General features: G+C 38.1%; 21 protein-coding genes and 1 pseudogene. 19 read left to right on the top strand and 3 right to left on the bottom strand.

All coding sequences use genetic code 11. The features are described from left to right. The first annotated feature begins 40 nt into the window (after positions 1 to 40). Both AC27I2_RS01775 and AC27I2_RS01770 read left to right on the top strand, forming a co-directional pair. Complete coding sequence (locus AC27I2_RS01775; RefSeq protein ID WP_058403126.1) at positions 41 to 985, top strand: alpha/beta fold hydrolase; 945 nt, start codon at positions 41 to 43, stop codon at positions 983 to 985. A 127-nt stretch (positions 986 to 1,112) separates the two neighbouring features. After that, the gene (locus AC27I2_RS01770; protein WP_487203361.1) at positions 1,113 to 2,201 is read left to right on the top strand and encodes a polysaccharide lyase family 7 protein; all 1,089 of its coding nucleotides are present in this window, start codon (positions 1,113 to 1,115) and stop codon (positions 2,199 to 2,201) included. Here the strand turns inward: AC27I2_RS01770 and AC27I2_RS01765 are convergent. Continuing rightward, positions 2,191 to 2,595: a nucleotide triphosphate diphosphatase NUDT15 gene (locus AC27I2_RS01765; RefSeq protein WP_219421420.1), complete on the bottom strand. Its 405-nt coding sequence runs from the start codon at positions 2,593 to 2,595 to the stop codon at positions 2,191 to 2,193. The genes AC27I2_RS01770 and AC27I2_RS01765 overlap by 11 nt on opposite strands. 181 nt (positions 2,596 to 2,776) lie before the next feature. Between AC27I2_RS01765 and AC27I2_RS01760 the strand changes: the two genes are divergently transcribed. From AC27I2_RS01760 to AC27I2_RS01685, 16 genes and pseudogenes are all read left to right on the top strand, one after another. After that, positions 2,777 to 4,660: a propionyl-CoA synthetase gene (locus AC27I2_RS01760; protein WP_487203360.1), complete on the top strand. Its 1,884-nt coding sequence runs from the start codon at positions 2,777 to 2,779 to the stop codon at positions 4,658 to 4,660. Positions 4,661 to 4,800: 140 nt separating this feature from the next. After that, positions 4,801 to 5,655, top strand: a pseudogene (locus AC27I2_RS01755) (alpha/beta hydrolase). A gap of 423 nt (positions 5,656 to 6,078) precedes the next feature. Beyond that, a complete protein-coding gene (locus tag AC27I2_RS01750; RefSeq protein WP_257903497.1) occupies positions 6,079 to 6,771 on the top strand; it encodes a hypothetical protein in 693 nt (230 codons plus the stop codon). Between the two features lie 204 nt (positions 6,772 to 6,975). Beyond that, positions 6,976 to 9,720, top strand: a complete 2,745-nt coding sequence (locus AC27I2_RS01745) for an Ig-like domain-containing protein (protein WP_487203359.1) — start codon at positions 6,976 to 6,978, stop codon at positions 9,718 to 9,720. A gap of 13 nt (positions 9,721 to 9,733) precedes the next feature. After that, positions 9,734 to 12,412 carry a TonB-dependent receptor gene (locus tag AC27I2_RS01740; protein WP_487203358.1) on the top strand — a complete coding sequence of 893 codons (2,679 nt, stop codon included), beginning with the start codon at positions 9,734 to 9,736 and terminating at the stop codon, positions 12,410 to 12,412. After that, entirely contained in the window at positions 12,405 to 13,475 is a 1,071-nt protein-coding gene (locus tag AC27I2_RS01735; RefSeq protein ID WP_487203357.1) for a cytochrome-c peroxidase, read from the top strand. Before AC27I2_RS01740 ends, AC27I2_RS01735 begins: the two co-directional genes overlap by 8 nt. A gap of 177 nt (positions 13,476 to 13,652) precedes the next feature. Further along, a complete protein-coding gene (locus AC27I2_RS01730) occupies positions 13,653 to 14,732 on the top strand; it encodes a methyl-accepting chemotaxis protein (RefSeq protein WP_487203356.1) in 1,080 nt (359 codons plus the stop codon). A 276-nt stretch (positions 14,733 to 15,008) separates the two neighbouring features. Further along, a complete protein-coding gene (locus AC27I2_RS01725) occupies positions 15,009 to 15,770 on the top strand; it encodes a DUF6515 family protein (RefSeq protein ID WP_487203355.1) in 762 nt (253 codons plus the stop codon). A 226-nt stretch (positions 15,771 to 15,996) separates the two neighbouring features. Beyond that, entirely contained in the window at positions 15,997 to 16,776 is a 780-nt protein-coding gene (locus tag AC27I2_RS01720; protein WP_058403133.1) for a DUF2189 domain-containing protein, read from the top strand. A gap of 202 nt (positions 16,777 to 16,978) precedes the next feature. After that, the gene (locus tag AC27I2_RS01715) at positions 16,979 to 17,341 is read left to right on the top strand and encodes a DUF2237 family protein (RefSeq protein ID WP_487203354.1); all 363 of its coding nucleotides are present in this window, start codon (positions 16,979 to 16,981) and stop codon (positions 17,339 to 17,341) included. A gap of 241 nt (positions 17,342 to 17,582) precedes the next feature. Next, positions 17,583 to 18,098 carry a DNA starvation/stationary phase protection protein Dps gene (gene dps, locus AC27I2_RS01710; RefSeq protein WP_058403135.1) on the top strand — a complete coding sequence of 172 codons (516 nt, stop codon included), beginning with the start codon at positions 17,583 to 17,585 and terminating at the stop codon, positions 18,096 to 18,098. Between the two features lie 163 nt (positions 18,099 to 18,261). Then, the gene (locus AC27I2_RS01705; RefSeq protein ID WP_219421404.1) at positions 18,262 to 19,053 is read left to right on the top strand and encodes a hypothetical protein; all 792 of its coding nucleotides are present in this window, start codon (positions 18,262 to 18,264) and stop codon (positions 19,051 to 19,053) included. Between the two features lie 111 nt (positions 19,054 to 19,164). Then, on the top strand, positions 19,165 to 19,872 hold the full coding sequence (locus AC27I2_RS01700; protein WP_487203353.1) for a hypothetical protein: 708 nt from the start codon (positions 19,165 to 19,167) through the stop codon (positions 19,870 to 19,872). Continuing rightward, entirely contained in the window at positions 19,872 to 20,357 is a 486-nt protein-coding gene (locus AC27I2_RS01695; protein ID WP_487203352.1) for an RNA polymerase sigma factor, read from the top strand. The genes AC27I2_RS01700 and AC27I2_RS01695 overlap by 1 nt, the downstream gene beginning before the upstream one ends. A 5-nt stretch (positions 20,358 to 20,362) precedes the next feature. Then, positions 20,363 to 20,917: a hypothetical protein gene (locus tag AC27I2_RS01690; protein WP_487203351.1), complete on the top strand. Its 555-nt coding sequence runs from the start codon at positions 20,363 to 20,365 to the stop codon at positions 20,915 to 20,917. 361 nt (positions 20,918 to 21,278) lie between these two features. Continuing rightward, on the top strand, positions 21,279 to 23,459 hold the full coding sequence (locus AC27I2_RS01685; RefSeq protein WP_487203350.1) for a GAF domain-containing hybrid sensor histidine kinase/response regulator: 2,181 nt from the start codon (positions 21,279 to 21,281) through the stop codon (positions 23,457 to 23,459). Positions 23,460 to 23,565: 106 nt separating this feature from the next. Here the strand turns inward: AC27I2_RS01685 and AC27I2_RS01680 are convergent, their stop codons facing one another. Continuing rightward, positions 23,566 to 24,555 (bottom strand): zinc-dependent alcohol dehydrogenase family protein, encoded by a 990-nt coding sequence (locus tag AC27I2_RS01680; RefSeq protein ID WP_487203349.1) that lies wholly within the window; start codon positions 24,553 to 24,555, stop codon positions 23,566 to 23,568. Positions 24,556 to 24,666: 111 nt separating this feature from the next. Between AC27I2_RS01680 and AC27I2_RS01675 the strand changes: the two genes are divergently transcribed. Beyond that, the gene (locus AC27I2_RS01675) at positions 24,667 to 25,566 is read left to right on the top strand and encodes a LysR family transcriptional regulator (RefSeq protein WP_487203348.1); all 900 of its coding nucleotides are present in this window, start codon (positions 24,667 to 24,669) and stop codon (positions 25,564 to 25,566) included. A gap of 123 nt (positions 25,567 to 25,689) precedes the next feature. On the opposite strand, the gene AC27I2_RS01670 is transcribed toward AC27I2_RS01675, so the two are convergent. Further along, on the bottom strand, positions 25,690 to 25,929 hold the full coding sequence (locus AC27I2_RS01670; RefSeq protein ID WP_487203347.1) for an HP1242/YdcH family protein: 240 nt from the start codon (positions 25,927 to 25,929) through the stop codon (positions 25,690 to 25,692). Positions 25,930 to 25,968: the final 39 nt, after the last annotated feature.

Genomic DNA, 25,968 nt, shown 5'->3' with positions numbered 1-25,968 from the left:
ACTCGCTACAATTTAGCAAAGCTAACTACACCTCTTGGCTATGCGCACAATTAAAACACCTCACGGTATAACGCTTCATTATCAAGACGAAGGCAATAAAAAATCTCCGCCAATCATTCTAATAATGGGGCTTGGCGCTCAAATGACCGTATGGCCAGACACGTTATATTATGGTTTAGTTAAAAACGGTTTTAGGGTAATTCGATTTGATAATCGCGATAGTGGTCTGTCAACTCATTGTGATCACGCACCGCCTGCAAGTTTATTTAAATCGTGGTTAAGTAAACGGCTCTCCATCCCGACTAAAACTCCCTACTTACTCGATGATATGGCAAACGATGTTTTAGCACTTATGTGCGCACTTAAAATAAAAAAAGCCCACTTTGTTGGCGCATCTATGGGTGGGATGATTGCCCAGTTAATCGCAGCGCAACATAAAAAAAAGGTACTCAGTTTAACAACAATTATGTCGAGCTCTAGCCTACCAAGGCTAAGTGCTAAGAGCATTGGTGTATTTATAAAACTAGCAAAATTAAGGCCTAAAACGCCAAATCTTGATGAAGCAATAAATTACAACATTAAGCTGAACCAACTAATTGGCAGCCCTGCTTACCCTCAAACAGAAGACACACTTCGCCACCATGCAACGCAAATAGTTAAGCGTTCATACAATCCCAATGGTTATAAACGCCAATTAGTTGCAATGGCCGCAAGTAAAAACAGGCAACATTTAATACGTAAAATTAAAACCCCAACACTCGTAATTCATGGCAGTGACGATGTGGTTATTCCGCTTAATGCAGGTAAAAATACAGCCGCACTTATAAAAAAGGCCAAGCTAAGAGTAGTCCCTGGTATGGGCCATAATTTTGCCCCTGAGCTAATGCCTAAAATGACAAAGTGGCTAACTAAGCACATAAAAAAAGCGCAGCGTAAACACTTAAATAAAAAGCGCAAAAAACAGCAAAAAAACACATTGGTATAACCAATAATCTTATTTGAAATAATAAAAACCAAGAATTGGTAATGTTGATATTTTAAATTGGTATGTTAAATTAAAGCTAAGCGAAGTTAATATCGTTTACTTTTAAAATCATCACACAGAGACAACCATGAAAAAATACACATCTACTTTTAAACTCGCAGTACTTGCCGCTGTTACTCCTTTATTATTTATGGGCTGCGCTAGTACAAATACTAAAGTTGAAAATAATGCAGCAGTCCCTGCGTCAAAATTTGATTTATCGCAATGGAAAATAAACGTACCGGTCGATTTAAACAACGATGGAAAAATAGATACAATCGACGTTGAAGAAATTCAAACTTACGCTCACCCTGATTTTTTCTATCTTGATGAGCAAGGCTATATGGTATTTACCTCGCCAAATAAAGCACTTACCAGCGCCAACTCTACCAATACACGTAGTGAATTAAGACAAATGATCCGCGGGTCAAATACCAAAATTAAAACAAAAAACTCAAAAAATAATTTTGCATTGGCTGTCCATCCCCTTTCAGAGCGTTTTGGCTCTGTAGGTGGAAAAATGGAAGCCACGTTGAAGGTTGATCATGTAGCACTTCGAGCTACAGATCCTAATAAAAAAGCAGCTTACTCTGTTGTTGTTGGGCAAATTCATGCAGGTAAAGACCAAGCATTAATTGATACAAAACTGGGTTATGGGTGGGGCAACGAACCGCTAAAAATTTACTATAAAAAATGGCCAGGTCATAAAAAAGGCTCCGTTTTTTGGAACTACGAGCGTAACTTACCAAAAACAGATCCTAACCGTACAGACATTACCTACCCAGTATGGGGAAACACCTGGGAAAACCCAGATGACCCAGCGGCTTTAGGTATTGCACTAGGTGATGAGTTTAGCTACACCGTGAACGTGCATGGAAATGTAATGCACCTAACCTTTACCGCACAGGGTAAAAAAGACGTTAATTACTCAATTAACTTAGGGAACAATGTTGATGCATATGGCAAGGTGGATTATAAAGATCATCCACATGGTTATGCTGCCGACTGGCACTATTTTAAAGCCGGTGCTTATAACCAATGTAGCACTAAATCATCTAAAGGTATTTGGTACCCTGGCTGCTTAGGTACAGGCGAATGGGCACTCGACAAGCAAAATGGCGATTACGCACAAGTGAGCTTTAAAAAATTAGTATTAAGCCCATCAACTAAACCGTGAGAGTTGCTGTAGCTAAGTAATTTTTAAGTGATGTAAACAGTGGCGAAGGTAAATTATTAATATCACACCAGCGCCACTGAATACATTTATCAGGCTCGTTAAGAGTTGGCTCACCACCTTCATACTCTGCTTTTACATATAATGTAATGTAGTGTTTATTTTCAGCACTGAAAATATCGTTAGTAAAATCAAGCTTAGTTATTTTACTTACATTTAACCCTGTTTCCTCACATACCTCGCGTATTGCACATTGCTCAACTGCCTCGCCAAACTCTAAATGCCCGCCGGGTGTTGCCCATGTATTTGCACCATGTGCACCAATACGCTCACCTAATAAAATAGTGTTTTGGCGCATAATAATAACCGCCACGCCTACTCTCACTTCGTTACTCATACAATTAACCCTTTACAAATATAAGGCAATGCTGAGCCGCGCGTCTTTATTTGTCAAACTTACTGCAACGCATACTAACCATGTGATTAACTTTTAGCCGACCAAGGTCGAATAGCCTACACGGATAAAAAAGCCTACCTTTTGTAAGGTCTCTCACACATATTAGTTTTAGGAGCCAGTTATGCCAGGCCTTTATAACCAGCAATACACTACCTTTAAGCAAAATCCAGCTCAGTTTTGGCTTGAACAAAGCAAAAACATACCCTGGTATAAAACGCCAAAACAAGCCTACACAAAAGATAACGACGGCCTTTACCATTGGTTTAGTGATGGACAACTAAATAGCAGCTTTTTAGCCCTAGACCAGCATATTATTGCAGGCTTTGGCGAACAAACTGCACTGATTTACGACTCACCTGTCACCAATACAAAGCAAATTTATACTTACAACCAACTACAACATCAAGTGGCTAAGTTTGCAGGTGTAATGAAATCATACGGTGTACAAAAAGGTGACCGCGTAGTGATTTACATGCCTATGATCCCACAAGCTGTTATTGGTATGTTAGCTTGTGCTCGCTTGGGCGCTATACACTCAGTGGTGTTTGGCGGCTTTGCTGCGCACGAACTAGCTGTGCGTATCGACGATGCTAAACCTAAACTGATACTTAGTGCTTCTTGCGGTGTAGAGGTCGATAGCATCATTGAATACAAACCACTGATTGATAACGCCATAGAACTTGCCAATCACAAAATAAATCACTGTATTATTTACCAGCGTGAACAGGTCACTGCAACCATGGTGAAACTGCGCGATATAGATTGGACGCATGCCATGCAAACAGCACAAGCAGCCGACCCAATACCAGTAAATGGTGACGACCCGCTTTATATTTTATATACATCAGGTACCACAGGTACTCCAAAAGGCGTTGTGCGTGAAAATGGCGGGCACGCCGTTGCAATGAACTACAGCATGAAAACAGTTTATGGTATGGAGCCTGGTGAGGTGTTTTGGGCGGCATCAGATATTGGCTGGGTAGTTGGGCACTCTTATATTGTGTATGCACCACTAATGTACCGGTGTGCAACCGTTTTGTATGAAGGAAAACCTGTTCGCACTCCCGATGCCAGCGCTTTTTGGCGTGTAGTTGAAGAATATAAAGTGAGTGCGTTATTTAGCGCACCCACAGCATTTAGAGCCATTAAAAAAGAAGATCCTAATGCTGAAGGCTTTAAAAAATATAATACCTCTAGCTTAAAACGGTTATTTTTAGCAGGCGAACGCCTCGATCCACCCACTTATCAATGGCTAAAAGAGAAAACTCAACTTCCGGTACTCGATCATTGGTGGCAAACCGAAACAGGCTGGGCGATTGCCTGTAATCCAATAGGAATAGAAACATTAACAACCAAACCAGGCAGCTCAACCGTACCAACACCCGGGTTTGATGTTCGTATACTCGACATGAACGGTAATGAATGCGCCGCTAACGAACAAGGGGCTGTAGTTATAAAGCTTCCTTTACCGCCCGGATGCTTACCCACTATTTGGCAAGATAAAGCCCGATTTAAAGCCAGTTATTTAAGTGAATACAAGGGCTACTACCTCTCTGGCGATGGCGGTTATATAGATGAAGACGGCTACTTATTCATAATGGGCCGCACTGATGACGTTATAAATGTTGCAGGCCACAGGCTTTCTACCGGCGAAATGGAAGAAATTGTAGCGGCTCATCCTGCGGTTGCCGAATGCGCTGTATTTGGTGTAAACGATCCACTAAAAGGCCAGCTTCCAATGGGCATGATTGTACTTAAAAATGACTTCACAGGGTCAAGCCAAGAAGTCGAAAAAGCACTTGTTGCCTCCGTACGTAATCAAATTGGCGCCATTGCATGTTTAAAAAATATAGTTAGCGTAGAGCGCTTACCTAAAACTCGTTCCGGAAAAATACTACGTAAAAATTTACGTCAACTTATAGATGGCGACGAACTACAAATCCCTTCAACCATAGACGACGCGAGTATTTTTGAAGAAATAAATCAACAACTTACTATGCGTTAGTCCAACCAAACAAAGCCACTTTATAATTAATAAAAAAGTGGCTTTTACATTTACGCCCCCCTAACCAGTGCATACGTATTCACATTGTATTAACAATGATAGATTGTAATAGTGTACTTTTTGTATGCTAAGGCGCCACCATGAAATTAATTGCTTTACTGTTTAGCTTATCAATATTTGTAGTGCATACCTGCTATGCAAGCACAGCTAACGTGCAAGTAAGCAAAGGACACATTGAAGTAATCGACAATATAGAATCACAGTTTGTAAAAAACCGTTTTTTAAATGTTTGGCTACCACCAGGTTACAACAAAAACACCACCTACGATGTGCTCTACATGCACGATGGCCGCATGCTATTTGATGCCAACAGCACATGGAACAAGCAAGAATGGCGCGTAGATGAAGTAGCCGGCACATTAATAGAGCAAGGAAAAGTGCGTCCATTTATTGTGGTCGGCATTCCTAACGCCGTAGAAAACCGCCACAGCGAATACTACCCGCAAAAACCGTTTGAGTCCTTAAGCAAGCAAAAGCAAAATGCCCTTTCCCAGTTAGAAAAATAGCCAGGCCATAAACTATTTGCCTCTTACGTTTACTCAGATAACTACTCACGTTTTTTAGTTAAAGAAGTTATTCCTTACATTGAGTCTAACTACAACGTAAAAAAAGGCGCGCAGTACCGTTATATTGGTGGCTCTAGCATGGGTGGGCTTATATCGTGGTACACACTACTTAATTACCCTAACGAATTTGCGGATGCTATTAGTATGTCGACCCATTGGCCAGGTATTTTTAGCCACGACGACGAAGTATTTGCACAATTTAAACAGTACATTGCCAACAACATCGCAAAGCTAAGTAACCAAAAGGTTTATTTTGATTATGGCGACAGCACTTTAGATACCATGTACCCTAAGCTACAAGCGCAAATTGATGATTTATTTATGGCGCATAAATACCCAGCAAAGTTATGGCAAAGCCAATATGCTTAATTAAGTGATCTATTTTGAGGATGGAAAACCGTGGTGATAGCTAGGCAAAAAATTGGCTATTTAGTTGTTCTCGGCAATTGCTCATGCATTGCTCTACCTTCTGCATCCATACAGTCGTAAATGAGAGTTTTTTAACGCAGATAGCGACACGTTTAGCCCCTCAAAATGATTAAGTATTATTGCAGATTGGTATTATAAGGAATACGCCCTACTAATAATCATAAAAAGCGGCTTAACGTTCACTACGTAAAGCCGCTTTTTAAAATAAACCATTTAACTGTGCCTAATTTACATCATTACAGATAGTTTATTAGGGCAAAGTTAAGAGTGGTCAAAAGGTGTTAACTACTTTAGCCAAATTAGTATTTGCCACGTTTAGCCAAATTACGTAGCCTTTGGCAAAAATACTCATTTAAAACTCATATGCATAAATTAATTTTTACCCTTTTTTTAATACTCCCCACGTTATTGCAGGCTCAAGTAACCTTAAGTGATAAAACCATTATATACAGTGGCGAAATCAATAAACAAAATAACAATACAGCAGCTGAGATTTTAAAAATCAACCCCACAATTAATACCTTTACTATTACCAGCGGCGGCGGAAATATTGACTTAGGAATGGATTTAGCCGAACTAATATTGGCTTATAAGTTAACCGTAAATATAAAACAGTTTTGTTTTTCATCGTGTGCTAATTATGTGTTATTTGCCGGGCACCCTACTACAATTGAGCCCAATACAATTATTGGTTGGCATGGTGATGCAGCCTCAGCAAAATGGTTAGATAGCGATATTGACGCCATGGTTAAACATTTAAAAGAGCCGCAAAAAAGCCAAAAGTGGCAAACTTTACGTGCTCATTACGATGAGGTGATAAATAAAGCAAGCCTGCGCGAAAAAGCCTTTTATAAAAAGCTAAATGTAAATCACGATCTACTAACGGTGGGGCTTGGCGCAAGTTTACGCAGCGCAGCCACAAAACAGCGCGCCCGTGGCTGGACGTATTCACCTAAAGTGCTTGAGTATTTCAAAGTTCGCAATATTGATTTTGGTAAATGGCAGCCGCGTTCAGCTAAAAACTTCCCTCTTCTTATTATTAACGATCTTAACTAGATAATTGGTTACATCCCCCCTTATTTTAGTAACGCTCTCTTATTTGCAATATAAACCCTGTTAAGCGCAGGGTTTTGCTTTTTAGGCGCACTTTTAACCTCAATTGAATACTCACTATTTATAATACAAATACAAATCACACTTTTAAATCTAATTGATATGCGTTATCATTCGCAACATCATTAACTTTATATATTAACAATAATGAACACGTTTATTAAATATACCCCAATATTATGCGCCCTTGCTTTAGCGGGCTGTGGTGGTGGCTCTGGCAACACAGCTCCACAATTTGCACAACCTAATTTAAATTTTACTGTAAACGAAGACACTTCATTTACTGCTCAAGTAACGGCAACCGACGACGAGGCACTTAGCTACACATTAGCAAACGCGCCAAGTAATGGGACTATAGCGGTAGAAGCAAATGGTGAGTTTACTTACACACCTAATGCCGACTTCTTTGGTAGCGATAGTGCTTCAATTTCAGCTAGCGATGGTTCTCTTAGTTCAAATGTAACGCTTAACTTTACGGTCGAAAATGTTAATGATACGCCGATATTACAAACAACAAACGTATTTGTTACCTCATCATCAACAACAGAGGGGACTATTAATGTAGTTGATGCCGATGGAGATGAAATAACATTTACGCTGGTAACCTCCCCTGAAAATGGTGTAATTACAATAAACGAAAGCACGGGCGAGTTTACCTTTGAAGCGCAAACATTAAGTTCAGTTAATGAAGTGTTCGAAATTAGCTACACCGATGGCGTAATTGATGAACCAATTACGGCCAGCATTACACTAAGCCCTTCTTATGTAACAAATGAAGACAAACGTAATTTTTACTACAGCTCTAGTAAATCACACTTAAAACAAGCCGATATTGTAAACGAAAGCATTAACGATGAAATTTCACGCTATACCGTTTACCAAGCGCAAGCTGCCGCTTATGCACGTGCTGGATTTTTAGATACCGCCGAAGATTATTTATTACTGATTAACGAGCAAACGGCACTGGCTAGTGGCCTACAAGATGTTGCCGTTGCTTTAGATAATATCAACGAAATAGAACAAGGTGCGCAATATCGCTCACGTGCTTTAGCTGCTTACAACCAGTATTTAGCTGAAAAAGGGTTTGAAAATATAAATAGTAGCGATGCGTCTTGGTTACTTGGTTTAGTAAATGACTATATGGATGTTGGCCAAACCGATGAAGCAGAAACCCTGCTAAATACCATTAACAGCTACGCAGAGATTGTACGTGAAGAAGAGTACACAAAAACATATGGTTACTTTCAAACAGCGTTTAAAAATGCAGCCGAAGGTGCATTAGAGGTATATGCTGCCAACCCAACTGATGCCAATCAACTCACAGCACAAACGTTTGCTACTGCGCTAGTAAATATTTCAAGTAACACCGGTTACCAAATTCAAAAAACCGGCGAATTTAAAGGTAAAAAAACACAAAGACTAAAAGCGCTTTATACCGCATGGGCAGCAGAGGTTTTATTTCGCGCAAACTCGCTTGAGCTAGCTCGAGAATACGTAAACCTAGCGCTGTCGTTTTATGGTGTAACGGGCATAGATAGCAACTATGACTTTGCTGCTTCAGAATACACTGAGGCCAATTTAGGTACTTATACCTATCCACTACAAACTCTGGCCGGATTACTTGAAGGCCTTTATGACCTCGAAGAAAATCCTGCGTTTGCCTTACTTTCATCTGATTTTGATATCAGTGGTGCTAATCAAATTATGTATAGCTTTAGCGTAGCTAAAAGCATTATGTCGGGCTCTTCAGTGGCCGATGCAGCCGATGAGGCCTTTACCTTTTTTACTGAGGAAGGTGATTATAACGAATTTTTCAGAAGTTTAGTCGAAACAGACAACAACGCAGGCACAGCGCAAATTTTATATCAGTACGGGTATACCGAACAAGCGAAAGAGGTATTAACGTATGCGGGTGAGTTTATTTCATCTGATGAGTACATAAGTGCAGAGTCATCTGCTTCTTTCTTAGCTGGCTATAAAGGCTGTGGTTTACTAGTCACCATTAGTAGAGAAGTCGGCTCAGATACTGCTGCTGCCGCAAATCGCTGTTTAACCATGTTAAATAAACTAAATACAGGCACATTACGAACTTTAACCGACACTTCTGCAATTACTGTGCATAGCAATGTAATGGTATCACTTGACCGCGCAGGCTTAACTGACGAAATCCCCGCAATAAATACGCAATTACTAAGTAAAATTAGTGCACTAGAAGATATTGAAGACCGATTTGAATACCGCTTAGAAACATTAGGTTATTTAATAAATGCAGGCTTTACCGACTTAGCCTTAACTACATTTAATAATGCAATAACTGAAGTAAACGAAAGTTTAAGTACATTAACAAGCGACCAACTTCTTGAAGTACTCGAATCACTAAAAAACGAAACAATACTACTTAGTCCGTCTGCAACTGGCTTTTGGGAACGTTACAGCATGCTTTCTAGCATGGGGGCTAACGCCGGCAGTATTACTGACTTTGCCAGCACTTACAGTAGTGTGAAAACACAAACCTCAGCACTTATCGCTGATATTGAAACGCTTATTTTAACACAAGCCGATACTGTCATTATTGATGCCATGGAAGATTTAGTCGAAGCGCATACCTTACTTGGCGAATACGAGCAAGCGACAGCGCTTGTCACTAACGAGGTAAATGGTGAAGCCGACCAACTTGACCTTTACACCACAATGGCTGAATTAATTGCAAGCAAAGATGACTTTAGGGATAACCGTGTTGCCAGTGTTGATACTGATAACGATGGGCTTCCTAACTTCTTCTTAGCAAACGTAACTGATGAAGATATTGCCGCTTCGGGTTTAACAGCCGATGAAGATGCTGATAACGATGGTATTGCTGATAGCGAAGACAGCACTCCAATTGGCAACTAAATAAGAGAAAAAAATGCAGACACGTTATATTTATGCGTGTCTGTTTTTGCTTGCCCATAATTCATATGGTGCGACCGAGCAAAAACAGACTCCTCCCCCACCTGAAGATTGCAGCACACTCACTGATGAAAAAAAAAGTTTATGTGAAGCTATCGAACACATTGAAGTCAAAGGCCAATTTATAGGGATAGAAGTTCCTGAAGTTATTGGTCGTTCGTATTTAGACCGCAGTTTTATTGATGTAACAGCCAAAGGAAATGGCGACATAAATGAGCTAATTGCACTTTTACCAGGCGTACAATTAAGCAATGAGGCGTTCAGCATTGAAAGCCTAGCAGAGATCAGTGCTCCAGAAATATCCATCTCAGGTGCCCAGCCTTGGCAAACAGGTTTTTCACTTGATGGTATGAACTACAATAATCGTATTGATCCCGCCAGTAGTAGCCGCTTAACATCATCAAGCAATGATGTGTCAGGCGGTGTGCAAAGTATGAATGTGAACTCTGATGTAGTCGAATCAATCACTGTGTACGATCATAATATTCCGGCTGAATTTGGTGGTTTTTCTGGCGGTGTTGTTGATACCAAAACAAAAGAAACATTTGGCAAAGATAGTTTTAGCTTTACTGTACGCGGTAATCACAGTGATTGGGCTGATTATCATTATATTCAAGCCGACGATGAAACTGAGCAAAGCAGTACAGATGAAGCTGAATTAGAGGCTCCAGTATACGAAAAAATAAGCTATTCATTGAGCGGTAAAAAACAACTTAATAAACGCCACGGTGTAATGTTTAGTTTAAATTACCTTAATAGTGATATAAGTGACTTATCACTGGGGCAAACAAAAACCCAAAGCCGCCGTAACATTAACGCTATATTTAAATATGGTTATAAGAACGGCTGGGTTGATAATTTTACGATAAGTATGATCTATTCTCCCTATGAGGTGAATGGTTTTATTACTGATGCACTTGATAGTGATTATCAGTTAGAAGGTGGCGCTTATGGTAGCGCAATACAATTAAAGCAAGATTTTAAATATGTAACATGGGCAAGTAATTTAAGCTTAAACATAAGTGATAGTAGCCGTGACGGCCCAGCGCATTTTTATAATTGGCTACAAACAAAAGGAAAAGACTGGGGACAATACGCTAACCAAGGCGATGCAGACGAACGCTTTTCACGCCAAGGTGGTTATGGGGCGTTAGATAACCGCCAATTCACCACCAATTGGAAAAATACATTTAACCTAGAAACTTTTAAATTTTTAGGATTAACGCACTCTGTTGTGGCTGGTGCAGAAATTAAATATCAGCAAATAGAGCGTGAGCGTTTTCAAGATGGCTATAACTACAGTTCGCCTGTTATATGGTCTAGTGCTACTACACCCCTTAATTGCAGTGGTTATTCACTTGATTGTCAGGCACTTGAAACTCTCATCCCTATAGAAGAATTAGCTGAGCAATTAGGTGGGGAGATTGACTTTAACAACTCGGAGCACGTCACCGCATACAGTAATAATATAACTACTACTGCGCAATTTTTTAATGGCCGAACTGTTAGCCCTGCTGAATACATAGATGTAAATTTAAATCGCAATGCACTCTACATTACCGACCACATCAAGTACGGTAAACTTGATGTAAATTTAGGCATGCGCTACAGCTATGATGACTTTTTGCAAAACCATGATGTAGCACCGCGAATTTCAATAGGGTACGACGTATTTGATAATCAAAAAACCATTATCAGTGGCGGCCTAAACCGATATTACGACTCTGCCATTATCAGTTATAAAATTAAAGAACAACAAAAATTTTCTTATCTACAATATAGGCCTATCGAAAGTGGCTACTTACAAAGCTGGTTAAATTCAAATTACACTGGCAGCTTTAAATATCGATTTAATGACGTGGATACCCCTTACGATGATGAGTTTGCACTGGGTATCGCTCACGCATTTGAAACAATGGGTAATATTTCTTTAAAATACGTAAAGCGTAAAAAACATCAGCAGTTTTCTCGCACGACTTCAGACGAAACCGATCTTGATGGGTACACTTATATTGATATTAGTAACGAAGGAACGGGAAGTTCAGAACGTATTTCACTAGCATGGAGCGCACAATTTGGTGCCCATTCTGTATGGGCAAATACGTCGTATGCCGAGAACGAAGTATCAAATGACAATTATAATGCAACCGTAGATAACACCCCTCTTGATGAACTCGTTTACTATGTTAATGCAAAAGATGAAGGTTCACTGGTCACATTAAGTCAACTATCTCAGATACGAACTAATTTTGGATCACCTATCACAGCAGCCTTTGGCTGGAACGTAGATTGGGTCGATTCATTTAGCACTGGATTAAATATCTCATATTCAGGTAGCTACGATACAGCTGTAAGTACAGGAGGGAGCGAAAGTATTGATATAGGGGATGTCTGTGCTAGCTGCCCAGTTGTTTCCACTCTATTTGATGTTTACCAGGAACAGACTATACGTGCCAGGACAATGCTAAACCTAAGTTTAAAATACAAACATAAACTGACCAATAGCCAAACCTTAGAGTTACGAGCTGATATTTCCAATTTATTAAATAAGAGAACATATACAGTTGCAGAGGGCGCATCAGGTATTGAGCCTGGTCGAGTATTTTGGTTAGAATTGAGCTACAAATATGATTAAAGTTATTTTTGTAGCCCTTGCTGTGTTATTATTTACAGCTGATTCTAAAGCTTTAAACAATGAAGGCTTGCGTGCTTTGTATAGCAAAGGCCAAGCACATTGGCCTACTATTCAAACTAGTGATGGCAGAAGCGTTGAGCCCATGTCGCTTTTGCCTGTAGCATCGCCAAAACATGAGCATGTTGCTTTAGGTGACAAGCTTTTTCATGATGTACAGCTCTCGCGTAATAATACCGTTAGCTGCGCTACCTGCCATGAGCGTGATAAAGGCTTTCATGATGGCCGCACAACCGCAGTGGGTATTGATGAGCAAATAGGCACACGTAACACCCCTGCTATTTTTGGTATTGATCAATGGCAAAGCTTTTTTTGGGATGGCCGCGCAAATACTGCAGAGCAGCAAGCACTTATGCCCATAGCAAATCCAATTGAAATGGACCTAGACCCCCAAGTAGCCTTAGCGCGGGTAAATAAAGATAAAAGCTACAATGTATTTATTCAAAGTGCTTTTAACAGTAATACCCTAACTTCAAAGCAAATGGCAAAAGCCTTAGTTGCGTTTGAGCGAACATTAGCCGCGCCAAATAGTCGCTATAAAACGTTTTTAACGCAGCTTAATAAAAACCCACAACACGCAATTAGTAGCTTAAGCGATAGTGAGCTAAATGGCCTGCACCTATTTAGAACTAAAGCTAAATGCATGACCTGCCATAACGGTGCACTACTGAGTGACAATCAATTTCATGGCACTGGGCTGCATTACTATGGTCGACACTTTGAAGATAAAGGCCGCTTTGATGCCACAAATAACCCTGATCACATAGGGCAATTTAGAACCCCCTCTTTACTAGGCTTAATGCAAACATTTCCGTGGATGCACAATGGCTTATTTGAAGATTTAGCAGGCATTGTGAGTATGTATAACCATGGTGGGGCTAGACCAAAGCCACGGAAAAACCAACTAAACGACCCGCATTTCCCTAAAACCACCAACCTGCTTATTAAGCTTAATTTAACCAAGCAAGAACAAGCCGACCTAGTCACATTTTTACGGACTTTATAAAAGCAGCCTTTGAACAAGAATTTTGAATTTAATGATACACGATGAAAACTAACAGAACATTTTTCACCGTATGGGCTTATTTAAGGAAAACAGTGATGATAAATATAGGCTCAATAAAATTTTACCTCTATAATGATAACTAAATGTAAATTATTATTTAAAAATCAAGGTCTAAATATGTTTGTTTTAAGTTCAACCTACTCGATATTGAAAAACGAAAATGACCAACTAAAAAAAGAAATTGAGAGTTTACGCAATAAAAATACATCGTTAATTAGTGAAAATACATCACTCATTGAAGAGCTTAACAACCCTAATAGTAATGAAGATCATAGTTTCACTCACTCTTTACTATCGAGTTCAATTAATGGTGTTAATCAAATTGATGAAATAAGACAAACCGTACTGGGCTCTTACACCAAAATTGATGAAGAAAACAAAGTAAGCGATAAAATTAATACCCTGCTCGAAAAATCAAATAGTTCACTCAATCATATTGTTAAAGAAATGGATTTAATGACAAACAAAATGGGTAGCATGACTGAAAACATTTCAGGCTTAGCCAGCATGGCTGGAAAAATTAGCACGTTTGTTTCGACCATTAGTAAAATATCTGATCAAACCAATTTACTAGCACTAAATGCTGCTATTGAAGCTGCACGAGCTGGTGAAGCAGGTCGAGGCTTTAGCGTTGTAGCAGACGAAGTAAGAGTATTGGCAACAAACACAAATAAATCGGCGCAAGAAGTAGCTGACCTTGTAAAAGAAATAATCAATAAAACAGACGAAACAGTGGTCTCTGTGGAAGGTATTAAAGAAAATAGTTCGCACTTAAGTGACAATTTTGATGCACTCAATACCGATTACACTTCAATTATTGATTTTTGCAACAATATGAAAAACACAATATCTCAAGCAGCGACCTTGTCATTTATACAAACCGTTAAACTTGACCATGTTGTGTGGAAAGGTGACGTATATGCTGTTGCAAATGGCCAAAGTAATAAATCGATTAATGACTTTAGCGATCACACAATGTGCCGATTAGGTCAGTGGTATAGTTCAGAACAATCTGCTGAATTTAAACACACCAATGCGTTTAAACAATTAGAAAACCCACATAGTGAAGTGCATAAAAATGGTGTTGCGGCTCTGCGCTCTATTCAAAATGGCGATAAAGAATCTGCAATTAAGCATATTCATAAAATGGAAGCTGCCAGCGAACGCGTAATGCATTTACTTGATGAGATTAGTTAACCACAGCTAAACAATAACGAACAAACTATTAAAATCATCTAAATTTTAATAGTTTGGCTCAAAAAGCCAGCCTTTAAATTTATCCTATTCTCTTTATCATCGCATACGCATTATTATTTAAAGCGCCCTGTTTAAAATTGTAATAAACGGTAAGAAACTGTGTGGTCTACGTAAAGCATTGTAAAGGGAACGCCAAAAAGTAAGTAGGTCAGTTAATGTTCAGTTTCAAGGGGTAATATTAAGTCTAGTTATGTAACAACATAAACGAGGCACACTATGAAACTTTCCTTTTTACTACCGGGCATAATTGCCATTGGCGCGCTTTCAAGCCCAGCTATTTCAGCACCCAACGAGCGAGAAAACCATATAAACTATAAGCGCGAAAATCCTAAACGCATTGAATATAAGCGCGATGAACGCCGCTATGAAAAAACGCTACGAATAGAGCAAAAAAAAGAAAAGCGTCAAGACCGCAAAAAAGAAAAAAACAAACAAAAAAAGAAGCAAGACAAGCGTAAACACTTACGTTACGACAACCATAAATATAACTACCTAACTAATAGATATAAACCACGCTATTACAAAGAAAATAAATATATAAGGCACTTACCTAGAAAAAGTACTTCTATCTGGTTTAATGGAATTTCGTTTAGTTTTAATGACGGTATTTATTACCGAAAAGCTAAAAAAGGCTACCATACTGTAATGCCACCTCATGGGCTACGAATTAAAAAGCTTCCAAGGCATTATTCGCGTATTAAGCACCACAAATCCACGTATTATACTTATCAAAATGTTTACTATATTGCTGATAGAGGAGGCTATAAAGTCGTTGATAAACCAATAATACAGCGCAACAAAGCAATTAAAATAGGCAATGCTTACGATTACAGTTTGGGACAAATTTATGATGAGTTACCAACCTCAGCTGAGCCTATTACTATAAATTCTCAGCAGTATTTTAAATACAATGACATTTATTTTTTACCACAAATAAGTGGTGATGAAATAAAGTATTTAGCAATAAGTTTGGGCTGAATATTCTTTAGCTACTTAACCTGCCGCAGGTAAAGTAGCACCTTATTAATATTGATTTGCGTAATCCCCTTGTGCAATTTTTATTATGAAATACCCGCGACTAATAAATATACAGCGTTTATTTAGTGAACAATTTTAATTTTAGCTCCGTATCTATGTTTAATATTTGTAAATAAAGCATTTATGACCTAAACCTAAATAGAGGCTTTATAGAGGAGCTCCACTTATGCCTACAACAAAAACAATTGATAAAAATACCGAATTTGCCCGCTGTATAGAATGCAACAAAGTAGATACGTTCGCTGCTTTTCATTGGTTGGCACTTGCGTTTAAAGATATGACCAGCGCACCATTACTCACTGTGATTTATGGCCTAGTGTTTAGTATTATTCCTGCTGCTATTATTTACTCTGCATTTTTTGCACAAAGCGTATTTGTAATATTACCCGCCACCGTTGCGTTTGTATTAATTGGACCCGCTTTTGCAGCTGGCCTATACGACGTAGCATGGGAACTTGAAAAAGGTCACAAACCAACGTTAAAACATTCACTAAAATCAATGTTTAGAAATCCTGTTGGTGAATGGGGCTTTGCAATATTATTACTTGTAATAATGATAGCATGGATGCGCATTGCCGCTCTTGTTCACGCTTTGTACCCTAACTACGCTAACCCAACATTTGAAGAACTGTCAGCATTTTTAACGCTCGGGACAATTGCAGGTGGGGTTTTACTTGTGTCTGTTTTCTCTGTATCGGCTTTCACACCACAAATAATGATGGAAAGACGTGTGGACATAATGACAGCTATAGTTTCATCTATTAACGCCGTGAAAAATAACTTTGCGCCGATGGTTGTTTGGTCAATATGTATTTTTCTGCTGGTTGCGCTTGGGTTTGTAACTGGTGCTGTTGGGTTTATTGTAATTATGCCACTACTTAGCTACGCAAGCTGGCATGCATACATTGCAGTAATCAAAACTAAAAAAGCCAGAAAATACGAATAATAAACAAACTTTAACTTAACTTGTGCCACAATCTAGTTAATCTATCTTGTGGCACAAATCATACTTTTCCACCCTACTCTCCATTAAAGTATCTCGATTTCTTAAAAAGTTGTAATCAAACATCCTTACTTTAGTAGCTATACTTTTTAGTGCCTGATAAGGTTATTGTTATTTTATTAAACACAGTCACTTAAGGCACCTAATGGCAAACCAATTTAACGTTCTCGATACGCGGTTACAGTTATGTTGCGGAAATGGCGGGTATACTCGCGAGGGTTTTTGCTATGTACCGGATTCTGATCGCGGTAATCATAGTGTGTGTGCAGTTATGACCGAGGAATTTTTACAGTTTTCGAAGTCACAAGGTAATGACCTAATAACGCCCAATCCACTTTACGATTTTAAAGGCTTAAAAGCGGGTGATAAGTGGTGTTTATGCGCGATAAGGTGGCTTCATGCGCAACAAGCAAACCTTGCGCCGCCAGTAATACTGGAGGCCACAAATAAGATGTCGCTTGAAGTAATACCGCTTGAGTTATTAAAGGCACATGAATACACCCGTTAAAAATATTTTAGTTTAGTTTCAACAAATCTGTTTGGTCTGCAAATTTTACAAAAAAATGCAGACTTTTCATAACCACCTCATACTGTTAAAAAAAAATCAAAAAAAACAAAATACAAACCATTGAATTTAAATAACTTTATTAAATTTAACTTCCGGCATATTGATTGCTTTATATAATTATCACGTATTTATTATGTAAAGGATCTACATAAAAATATTAAATAGTTAAGTAGGAGAAGTTATGAGTAACACAAATAAGCAAGCTAAATTTACTGCACCAGGTATGAGTAATGAATCAGCTGATAAAACTATCGCAGCCCTAGAAAACCGTATGGTTGCACTTATAGACCTTCAATTAACACTAAAACATATTCATTGGAATGTTGTTGGCCCTAATTTTATAGGTGTACATGAAATGCTAGACCCGCAGGTTGAAGCTGTGCGTGAAATGACAGATACAATAGCCGAGCGTATTGCCACTTTAGGCGGCGTACCAGTAGGTACACCTAAGTCAATTGTAGACCGTCGTACATGGAACGAATATTCACTAGGTAAAGGACTTGTTACCGAGCATTTAGGCGCGTTAGATAAGGTGTACAACGGCATTAATGCCGATCACCGTAAAGCCATCGAAACGGTATCAGATTTAGATCCAGTATCTGAAGATATGCTAGTAAGCCAACTTGCTGACCTTGAGCAGTTTCAATGGTTTGTAAGAGCACACATCGAGTCATCTACTGGTGAATTAACGCAATAATGCGTTTATTACGTAAATACCTCAGCCCAGCATTTTTGCTGGGCTTTTTGTTTAAATCATAAAACAAAATATCACTAAGATATTTGAACCGTGCAAGAACTTGCGGCATATGAATCGACCTACTAATATCAGTAAATAGTTCTTATTATTGGTACAAATTGGCATGCTGAATTTTAAATACCCTAAACAATTTTGGTTTTTTTCTTTAATATTTTTATCAGCCTGTGGCTCAGGCAGCAGTAATACCAAAGTTCCGCAATCAAATACAAGTGTAAGTCTTACTCCAATTACGCAAAACACTACCGAAGATAATTACAACATTATTATTTATGGCAATAGTCACAGCAGTCAGTTAGGGCGGATCATTGAGCATATAATCGAAAACCAATACCCAGATAAATCAGTTCATACAACCACCGTATCGGGACCTTTTTTAGATAATATTGTGAGTATTAGGGCAAATGTAGACAAGCTTAAAAACAACAACCTAAGCCATGCTATTTTTCAAGGCCAAAAATACTCTCAGTCTGGTTTAACAACGTACTCTACCGATGCCGCTGAGCATTTAATTTCATCAGCCAAAACACACAACATTACACCTATTTTATTCCCAGAACATCCACAAAGAGGCAACCCTGAAGAGGGCCTGCGTGTATACGACTTACACTTATCAATAAGCGCTAAACAACCTAGCTGCGTGGCTCCCATTGGCCTTGTTTGGAACAGGTTTTTAGTGTTAATGCCAAATGCAAAACTACATATGGATGATGGTAACCATGCCTCTTACGCAGGCAATGTATTAACAGCCATGACTTTTTCAGAAATAATTACTTCACAACCCGCCGACACCATGAAGTTTGACCCAACTATTAATTTATCTGAGCAAGAACAAGCTTTATTCGGTCAAGTAGTTACTGAGGTACTTGATTTACACCCTGCTTGTGGTGCGAGCTAATCTAAATTTATTTTTATGTTTAAAAATATTTTTTACTTTAATGAAAAATAAAATGTCAGGTTATTCTCATTGTTATCGACTAATAACATAACAATCAAAAGGAGAGTAACAATGAGTACATTAACAGTAAGCTCACTACATAATTTACCCGCTAGTAAAGCTAATAAATGGTTTCAAGACGGTTTTTCACTATTTAAACGCGCACCTGTAAAGCTTTTTTTATTTTTACTGCTTCCTTTAATTATTGAAGGTATTTTTCAAATACTACCCGCCCCTTATGGCATGCTAGCCTCTAAATGGGTCGCCACTTTTGTAGGCAGTAGCGCTGTAATAGTAATTCATCACTTGGCCACTCAAAAAGTATTTTCATTAAAGTCGATTTTTAAAGCTAAAAACTGGCTAAGTATGATTCCGCTTTCAGCAATTTTAGCATCTGCTTTTTTTATTCAGTTATTTGTAGCAAAGCTTTTACTAGGAAATGATGGCATCAATTTACTTTTGTTTTCGCAGCCTACTGAAGTGTCTCAATGGCAACTGGGTATTATTTTTGCGTCGATTATTCCTGTTACACTGCCAGTCAGCTTTGCAAGCTATTGTGTTTTACTAGGTGATAAAAATGTACTGCAAGCATTAAAAAGTAGCCTCAATGCTTTTTTCTATGCGTTTAAACCAATGTGTTTAATTGCGCTGATTTCTTTCTTAAGCCTATTATTAGCTCCTTACACTTTTTTATTAAGTGCAATTATTACGGGTCCTATACTCATGTGTATAAGCTATATTGCTTACAGCAATATATTCATAAAACACAAGGAAGCATAGTGAGTAAAAAGGATCATATTCATGAGGTACTACTGCAATACGCACCTTTAATGGCGCGTATTGCTGCAACACATGAAGCAGACCAAGCACTTAGAGAGGACCTACTGCAAGATATATCATTAGCTGTTTGGCATTCAGTAGAAAACTTTAGAGGCGATTCAAGTATGAAGACCTTTATTGCCAAGGTCGCACACAACCGTGCCGTCGATCATGTTTTAAAAGAAACACGTCGCCAAGATCGTCATAATTTAAGCGACCCTTTACTTGACTTGGTTAGTACTGACTCTCACCAACACAGCGATAACACGTATGATTTAATGACAGCGATGAGACGGCTACCATTAAAATTTAGGCAAGTTATTTCTCTTCAATTAGAAGGTTTTAACCAAGCCGAAATAGCACATACGCTAGGTATAAACGAAGCGAACGTCGCCAAGCGCGCTAGCCGCGCACGTGTGCAACTTCAAAAGCTAATGGAGCAATAATAATTATGGATCCACTATTAGAACAATGGCAAAAAGACTATAAAAATGCTACTCCAAAACTGGATACTGCCGCACTACTTAGCCAAATTACATCGGCAAGAAAAAAACAATCAATCAAAGCATGGTTCGACTTAGTCGCAGGCACATTTGTTAGCTTATTTTGTATCTATGCATTAATTTTTGAAGCAACTAGTACTCCTGAGCAAGTGTTATACGCAATTTTAACTCCGTTACCAATTGGGTTTTCAATATGGGCATTTCTAAAACGTAAAAAACTTATTAAATCCAATACCTTAGATGTTAATGCTTTGCTACTTTTTAAAAAGCAGCAGCTTATTAATCAAATAAACTATTGGCGTTTAAACCTTATAGGCTGTTCCATTTTGTGGGCTGCACTTTGCATCACAGCGGCCGTGAGCGTTTTAATGTACAACCACTCAACAATATGGCTTACGCAAATTTGTATCGGAACCCTGGTGCTAATTGCAACATTAGCTCGCTACCTTCATCTAAAATTAAATTTTAAAAAAAAGCTCACGCTAATTGAAAATTTAAAGTAGGTTTCACAGCTTGAGCTACTCAATAAAGTGTTTCACCAAAGCTGCAAACAAACTAATAAAACACGTTATGATATTTAAAACCCATTAAAATAAACAAGATATAGTTGGTTGTTTTAATTTTAAAAGGTGATGCGCTTACCATTTTAGTCACTGACAGTGAGCCATTAAATTTGTCATAATTTATAAATTACTATTCAACTTATTATATTTAACTTAATATGAATCAATAACTTCTTGTTAATTGCAGGCTGTCTATAATAAAGCTAACAGGTATTTATCTATTTTTGTAATCTGCAGCTAAAAGTTGCTATTACTACTAATTTACTTCTATAGTAACGCTATATAAACATTAGGTATTACTATGCAAAAAGCACGAATTCCTGAAGATGAGCAGTCTCGATTAAAAGCCTTATATGAGTATGAAATATTAGATACCGATGCAGAAAAAGTATTTGATGATTTAACTCAGCTAGCTTCAGATATATGTGATACACCAATATCACTTATAAGCCTTGTCGATCCGCAAAGACAGTGGTTTAAATCAAAGTACGGTATTGATGCTAGTGAAACAGAGCGTGATATAGCGTTTTGCTCTCATGCTATTTTGCAAGACCAAGTATTTGAAATACAAAATGCATTACTTGATGAGCGCTTTCACGACAACCCTTTAGTAACCAACGATCCCAACATTCGCTTTTATGCAGGCGCGCCCCTTATCACACCGCATGGCAGTACAATTGGTACTTTATGTGTAATTAGTGATAAACCCAAAAAACTAACCAAAAAGCAAATAAGCGCATTAACTATTTTAGGTAAAGAGGTAATAGCCCAGTTAGAGTTAAGGCTAAAAAATAGAGAGCTAAGTAAAGCATTAGAACAGCAAAAAGTTCATAATCAAGAGCTTGAAAAACTAAAAACTGAAGCAGATACATCTAATGATTTAAAAGGTAAATTTTTAGCTAATATGTCGCATGAGCTAAGAACCCCACTTCATGGTATTTTAAACTTAGCCGAATTTGGCTTATCTGATAGCAGTAATAATGAAAAAGATATTGCGCTAAAAAGCATTCTAAACTCAGCCAATATTTTATCCAATATAGTGAATGATATTTTAGACTTTTCAAAAATAGAAGCCGGAAAGTTAGACATTGAGCATATCGACTTCAACCTTAAAGACGTTGTTTATGGCGTAATTGAGCCACTAAAAAAACAAGCCTCTGATAAAGGTATAAAGTTTAATGTATCAATAGATAAAAAAGTGGCTAAAACATTAAAAGGTGACCCACTAAGAATATCGCAAATATTAAATAACCTATGCTCAAATGCAATTAAATTTACTCAAGCTGGACACGTTGATTTAATAATCAATCTAAAAGGTCATTCTTTAAATACACAGAACATAGTATTTGAAGTTATAGACACTGGTATAGGCATAAACAAAGCAGCACAAGCAAACTTATTTAAAGAATTTCATCAAGCTGACTCATCTACCTCTCGTAAATTTGGTGGTACAGGGTTAGGCCTTTCCATTTGTAATAGATTAAGTCATTTAATGAATGGCAAAATCAGTTTTACCAGTAAAGAAAAAGAAGGCTCTACATTTATTTACCAACAAAGTTTTGAAGCATCGATATTAGACAGTTTATTAAAGAAAAACAAAGAAGTAACTAATTTACAAGGCTGTACTATTTTAGTGGCGGAAGACAATAAAATAAATCAAATCGTCGTCAGTAAAATGTTACAAGCACATAATGCAAAAGTGGTTTTTAGTGAAAACGGTAAAGAGTGCGTTGATTACTTTATTACCAACCACGTTGATTTAATTTTTATGGATATTCAGATGCCAGTAATGGATGGGGTTGAAGCAACTAAGGCCATAAGAACGCAAGACAAAGGCAAATCAATACCTATAATAGCCATGACTGCCAACACAATGAAACAAGATATTGAGCATTACCTAAATATTGGCATGGACGGTTATTTAACTAAGCCGTTTAATAAAGATAGCTTGAACAGCTTGCTTAATGTTTACAACCCAAACAATGAAAACCTAAAAGACTTAGCAATAAAAATTAGTGATCCGAGCATTAAAAGAGAACACAAACTCAAACAAACATGCAGTGAACTAAAAAGATTAATACCTGCGGCCAACAGAGTCAGCTTATGGTTGTTTAATGAAGAATACTCTGAGATAAATTGCTTAATGTGCCTTGATGAGAACGATGAAGTCATTCTTGACTCAGTATTAACAGCAAAAGACTACCCAGATTACTTTAACTACATACTAAGCCACCAAATACTTGATGCCCCCGATGCAAGAAATCACGAAGTTACAAAAGGCTTTACCAAAAGCTATTTTGAGCCATACAATATTTACTCACTACTTGACTACATTTATTTTAAAGATAATAAAGCACTAGGCGTGATTTGCTGCGAAAGTATTGGGTCGAAAATATCATGGACCCATGCAGATAAAGAAGCTCTGATAAAAATAACAGACTTAACTACATTATTTTTATCGAAACAAATAGATCTCAATTGAATTTACGGCTATTCAACCGTAAATCTTTATAGAGTGATTTTACCGATAAATAATCAAAAAAAACGAGCACATTTAATAAGTGCTCGGTTAAAATCAACACGACAATTTATAGTGAAATAACCACTTTTCCCATACCTTCACCACTCGCAAGGCGATCATGCGCTTTACCGGCATCCTCAAGGTTAAATTCAATATTATCTAACACAGGCATAAGGTGCCCTTCATCAATAATTGTTGCAAGCTTAGCTAATATTTCACCATGCTGCTGGCGTTTATGTTTGTGCAGCATAGGTATAAGCATAAATACAACATGTAACGACAGCCCTTTAAAATGAGCAGGAGTTAAATCTATTTCTGCCAACGATACCGTAGTAGCAACATGACCATTTAAGGCAGCAGCATCAAACGATTTTAGTAGGTTTGCACCACCAATTGAATCGTAAACAACATCAAAACCCGCGTCCTGAGTGTGTGCCTTAACATAATCGGCAACACTCTGCGTTTTATAATTAATGGCAGTGCCACCTAGTTTTTCGATTAGTGCTGATTGCTTATCGCCACCACCTGTCGCAAATACGTCAGCACCAAAATACTTAGCTAACTGCAAAGCAATATGCCCAACGCCACCAGATCCACCGTGCACTAACACTTTTTGACCGGGCTTTACTGAAGCGCGCATTAAGCCCTCATAAGCCGTAATACCTACTAAAGGAATAGCTGCCGCTTCGCGCATAGACAATGTTTTGGGTTTGTGTGCTATTAACTTAATATCGGCCAGCATATATTCTGCTAACGCGCCTTGTAACTCTGCCAACCCACCAGCGCAACCGTATACCTCATCGCCTACAGCAAATCCGGTTACCCCATCGCCAACTTCATCAATAACACCGGCAAAATCCATACCTAATACACCCGGTAATGCTGGCGATAAGGGAGCTAATGCGTCACCCATTTGACGAATCATCATATCAACCGTGTTTACACTCGTAGCCATTACTTTAACGACTACATGGCCTTCTTTTACAACTGGTTTAGCAATATCTGCAGCTTTAAATACATCACTTGCGCCAAACTCATTAATAATCATCGCTTTCATGGTAACCCCCTTATTTAGTTTGTGCATAGAGTATATTTACAAACCATATATATGATAATACACTGAAATGAATAATCAGTTTTAAAATTTCATTAATAATAGGCTTTAATAATGAACAATGAACACCTCAAGTTATTCGTTCGTGTTGCCTCTACACACAATATTAGTTCAGCAGGCGCTGAACTAGGTCTGTCGCCGCCGGTCGCCAGCATGCATATTATTAAGCTTGAGGAATCGCTTGGTGTAAAACTTATTCATCGCACTACACGACGAGTATCATTAACAGAGGAAGGCCGTGAATTTTTACCTCACGCCGAAGAAATATTAAATGCTATAAATAGTGCAAAAGCAGCTGTAGGCGCAGGCTCTTTTACCCCCCAAGGCACGATTCGTGTTGCAGCCCCTTCCTCATTTGGTCGTATGCATATAGTGCCCGCACTTAAAGCTTTTGTTGATCAGCACCCTGAGCTTAAAGTGGATTTAAGACAAAGTGATAGTATTGTAGACATGGTAGAAGGTGGTTTTGATATCGCTATCAGAAATGCCGAGCTTAACGATTCAACCCTCGTAGCCAGGAAGTTAGCCCGCGACCATAGAATTATATGCGCCTCACCAGGCTACATAGCAGAACACGGAGAACCTAAAACACCACACGACCTTCTTAACCACAATTGTATTAACTTAATTGGTATCGATCATTGGAATTTTAAAACAGCAAACGGCATTGAAAAAATTAAAGTTAAAGGCAATATTCGTATTGATAATGGAGAGTCAATAAGAGATGCATGCATTGATGGAGCCGGCATTACCATCTCATCAATATGGTGTGTTCACCAAGCATTAGCACAAGGGACCCTAGTTCAAATATTAAAAGACTACCCCATGGATTCAAACCCTGCCATTTGGGCGGTATATCCAAGCTCTCGATTGCTTGCGCCAAAAGTGCGTGCGTTTATAGACTTTTTTATAAAGCATTATGGTGAAATCCCATATTGGGAAAACACACAGTAAACTAATACGTACTTTAATTATACCCAATACAAATAAGCAGCCATAAGGCTGCTCATTATACAGTTCCACACTCATTTAATACTCAGCTAAGGTATTAATAGTGTGTTTATTCATAACTCACTATTAAGCTTTCAACAATTGGCAATATAACGCATCTTTTAATATTGCATGCTCTTGCTTTAATTTATGTAAAGCCTCATCGCCAATGGGCGCATTATCTAGCTCAAGTGTTCTAATTTCTTTATCAAGCTCATGATAGCGCTTTGCATCGTTTCCAAACTCCGCATTAGTCGAACTTAACGCGATAATTTTTTCTTTATATGATGGAAATTCATTAATAAGTGAATGATCTTCGCCTAACATACTAACTCCTATCTATTGTAATTAAGTATGACTTTAATC

Source organism: Pseudoalteromonas sp. NH0006-46, from assembly GCF_057547735.1.
This window is presented reverse-complemented; position numbering and strand designations above follow the sequence as displayed.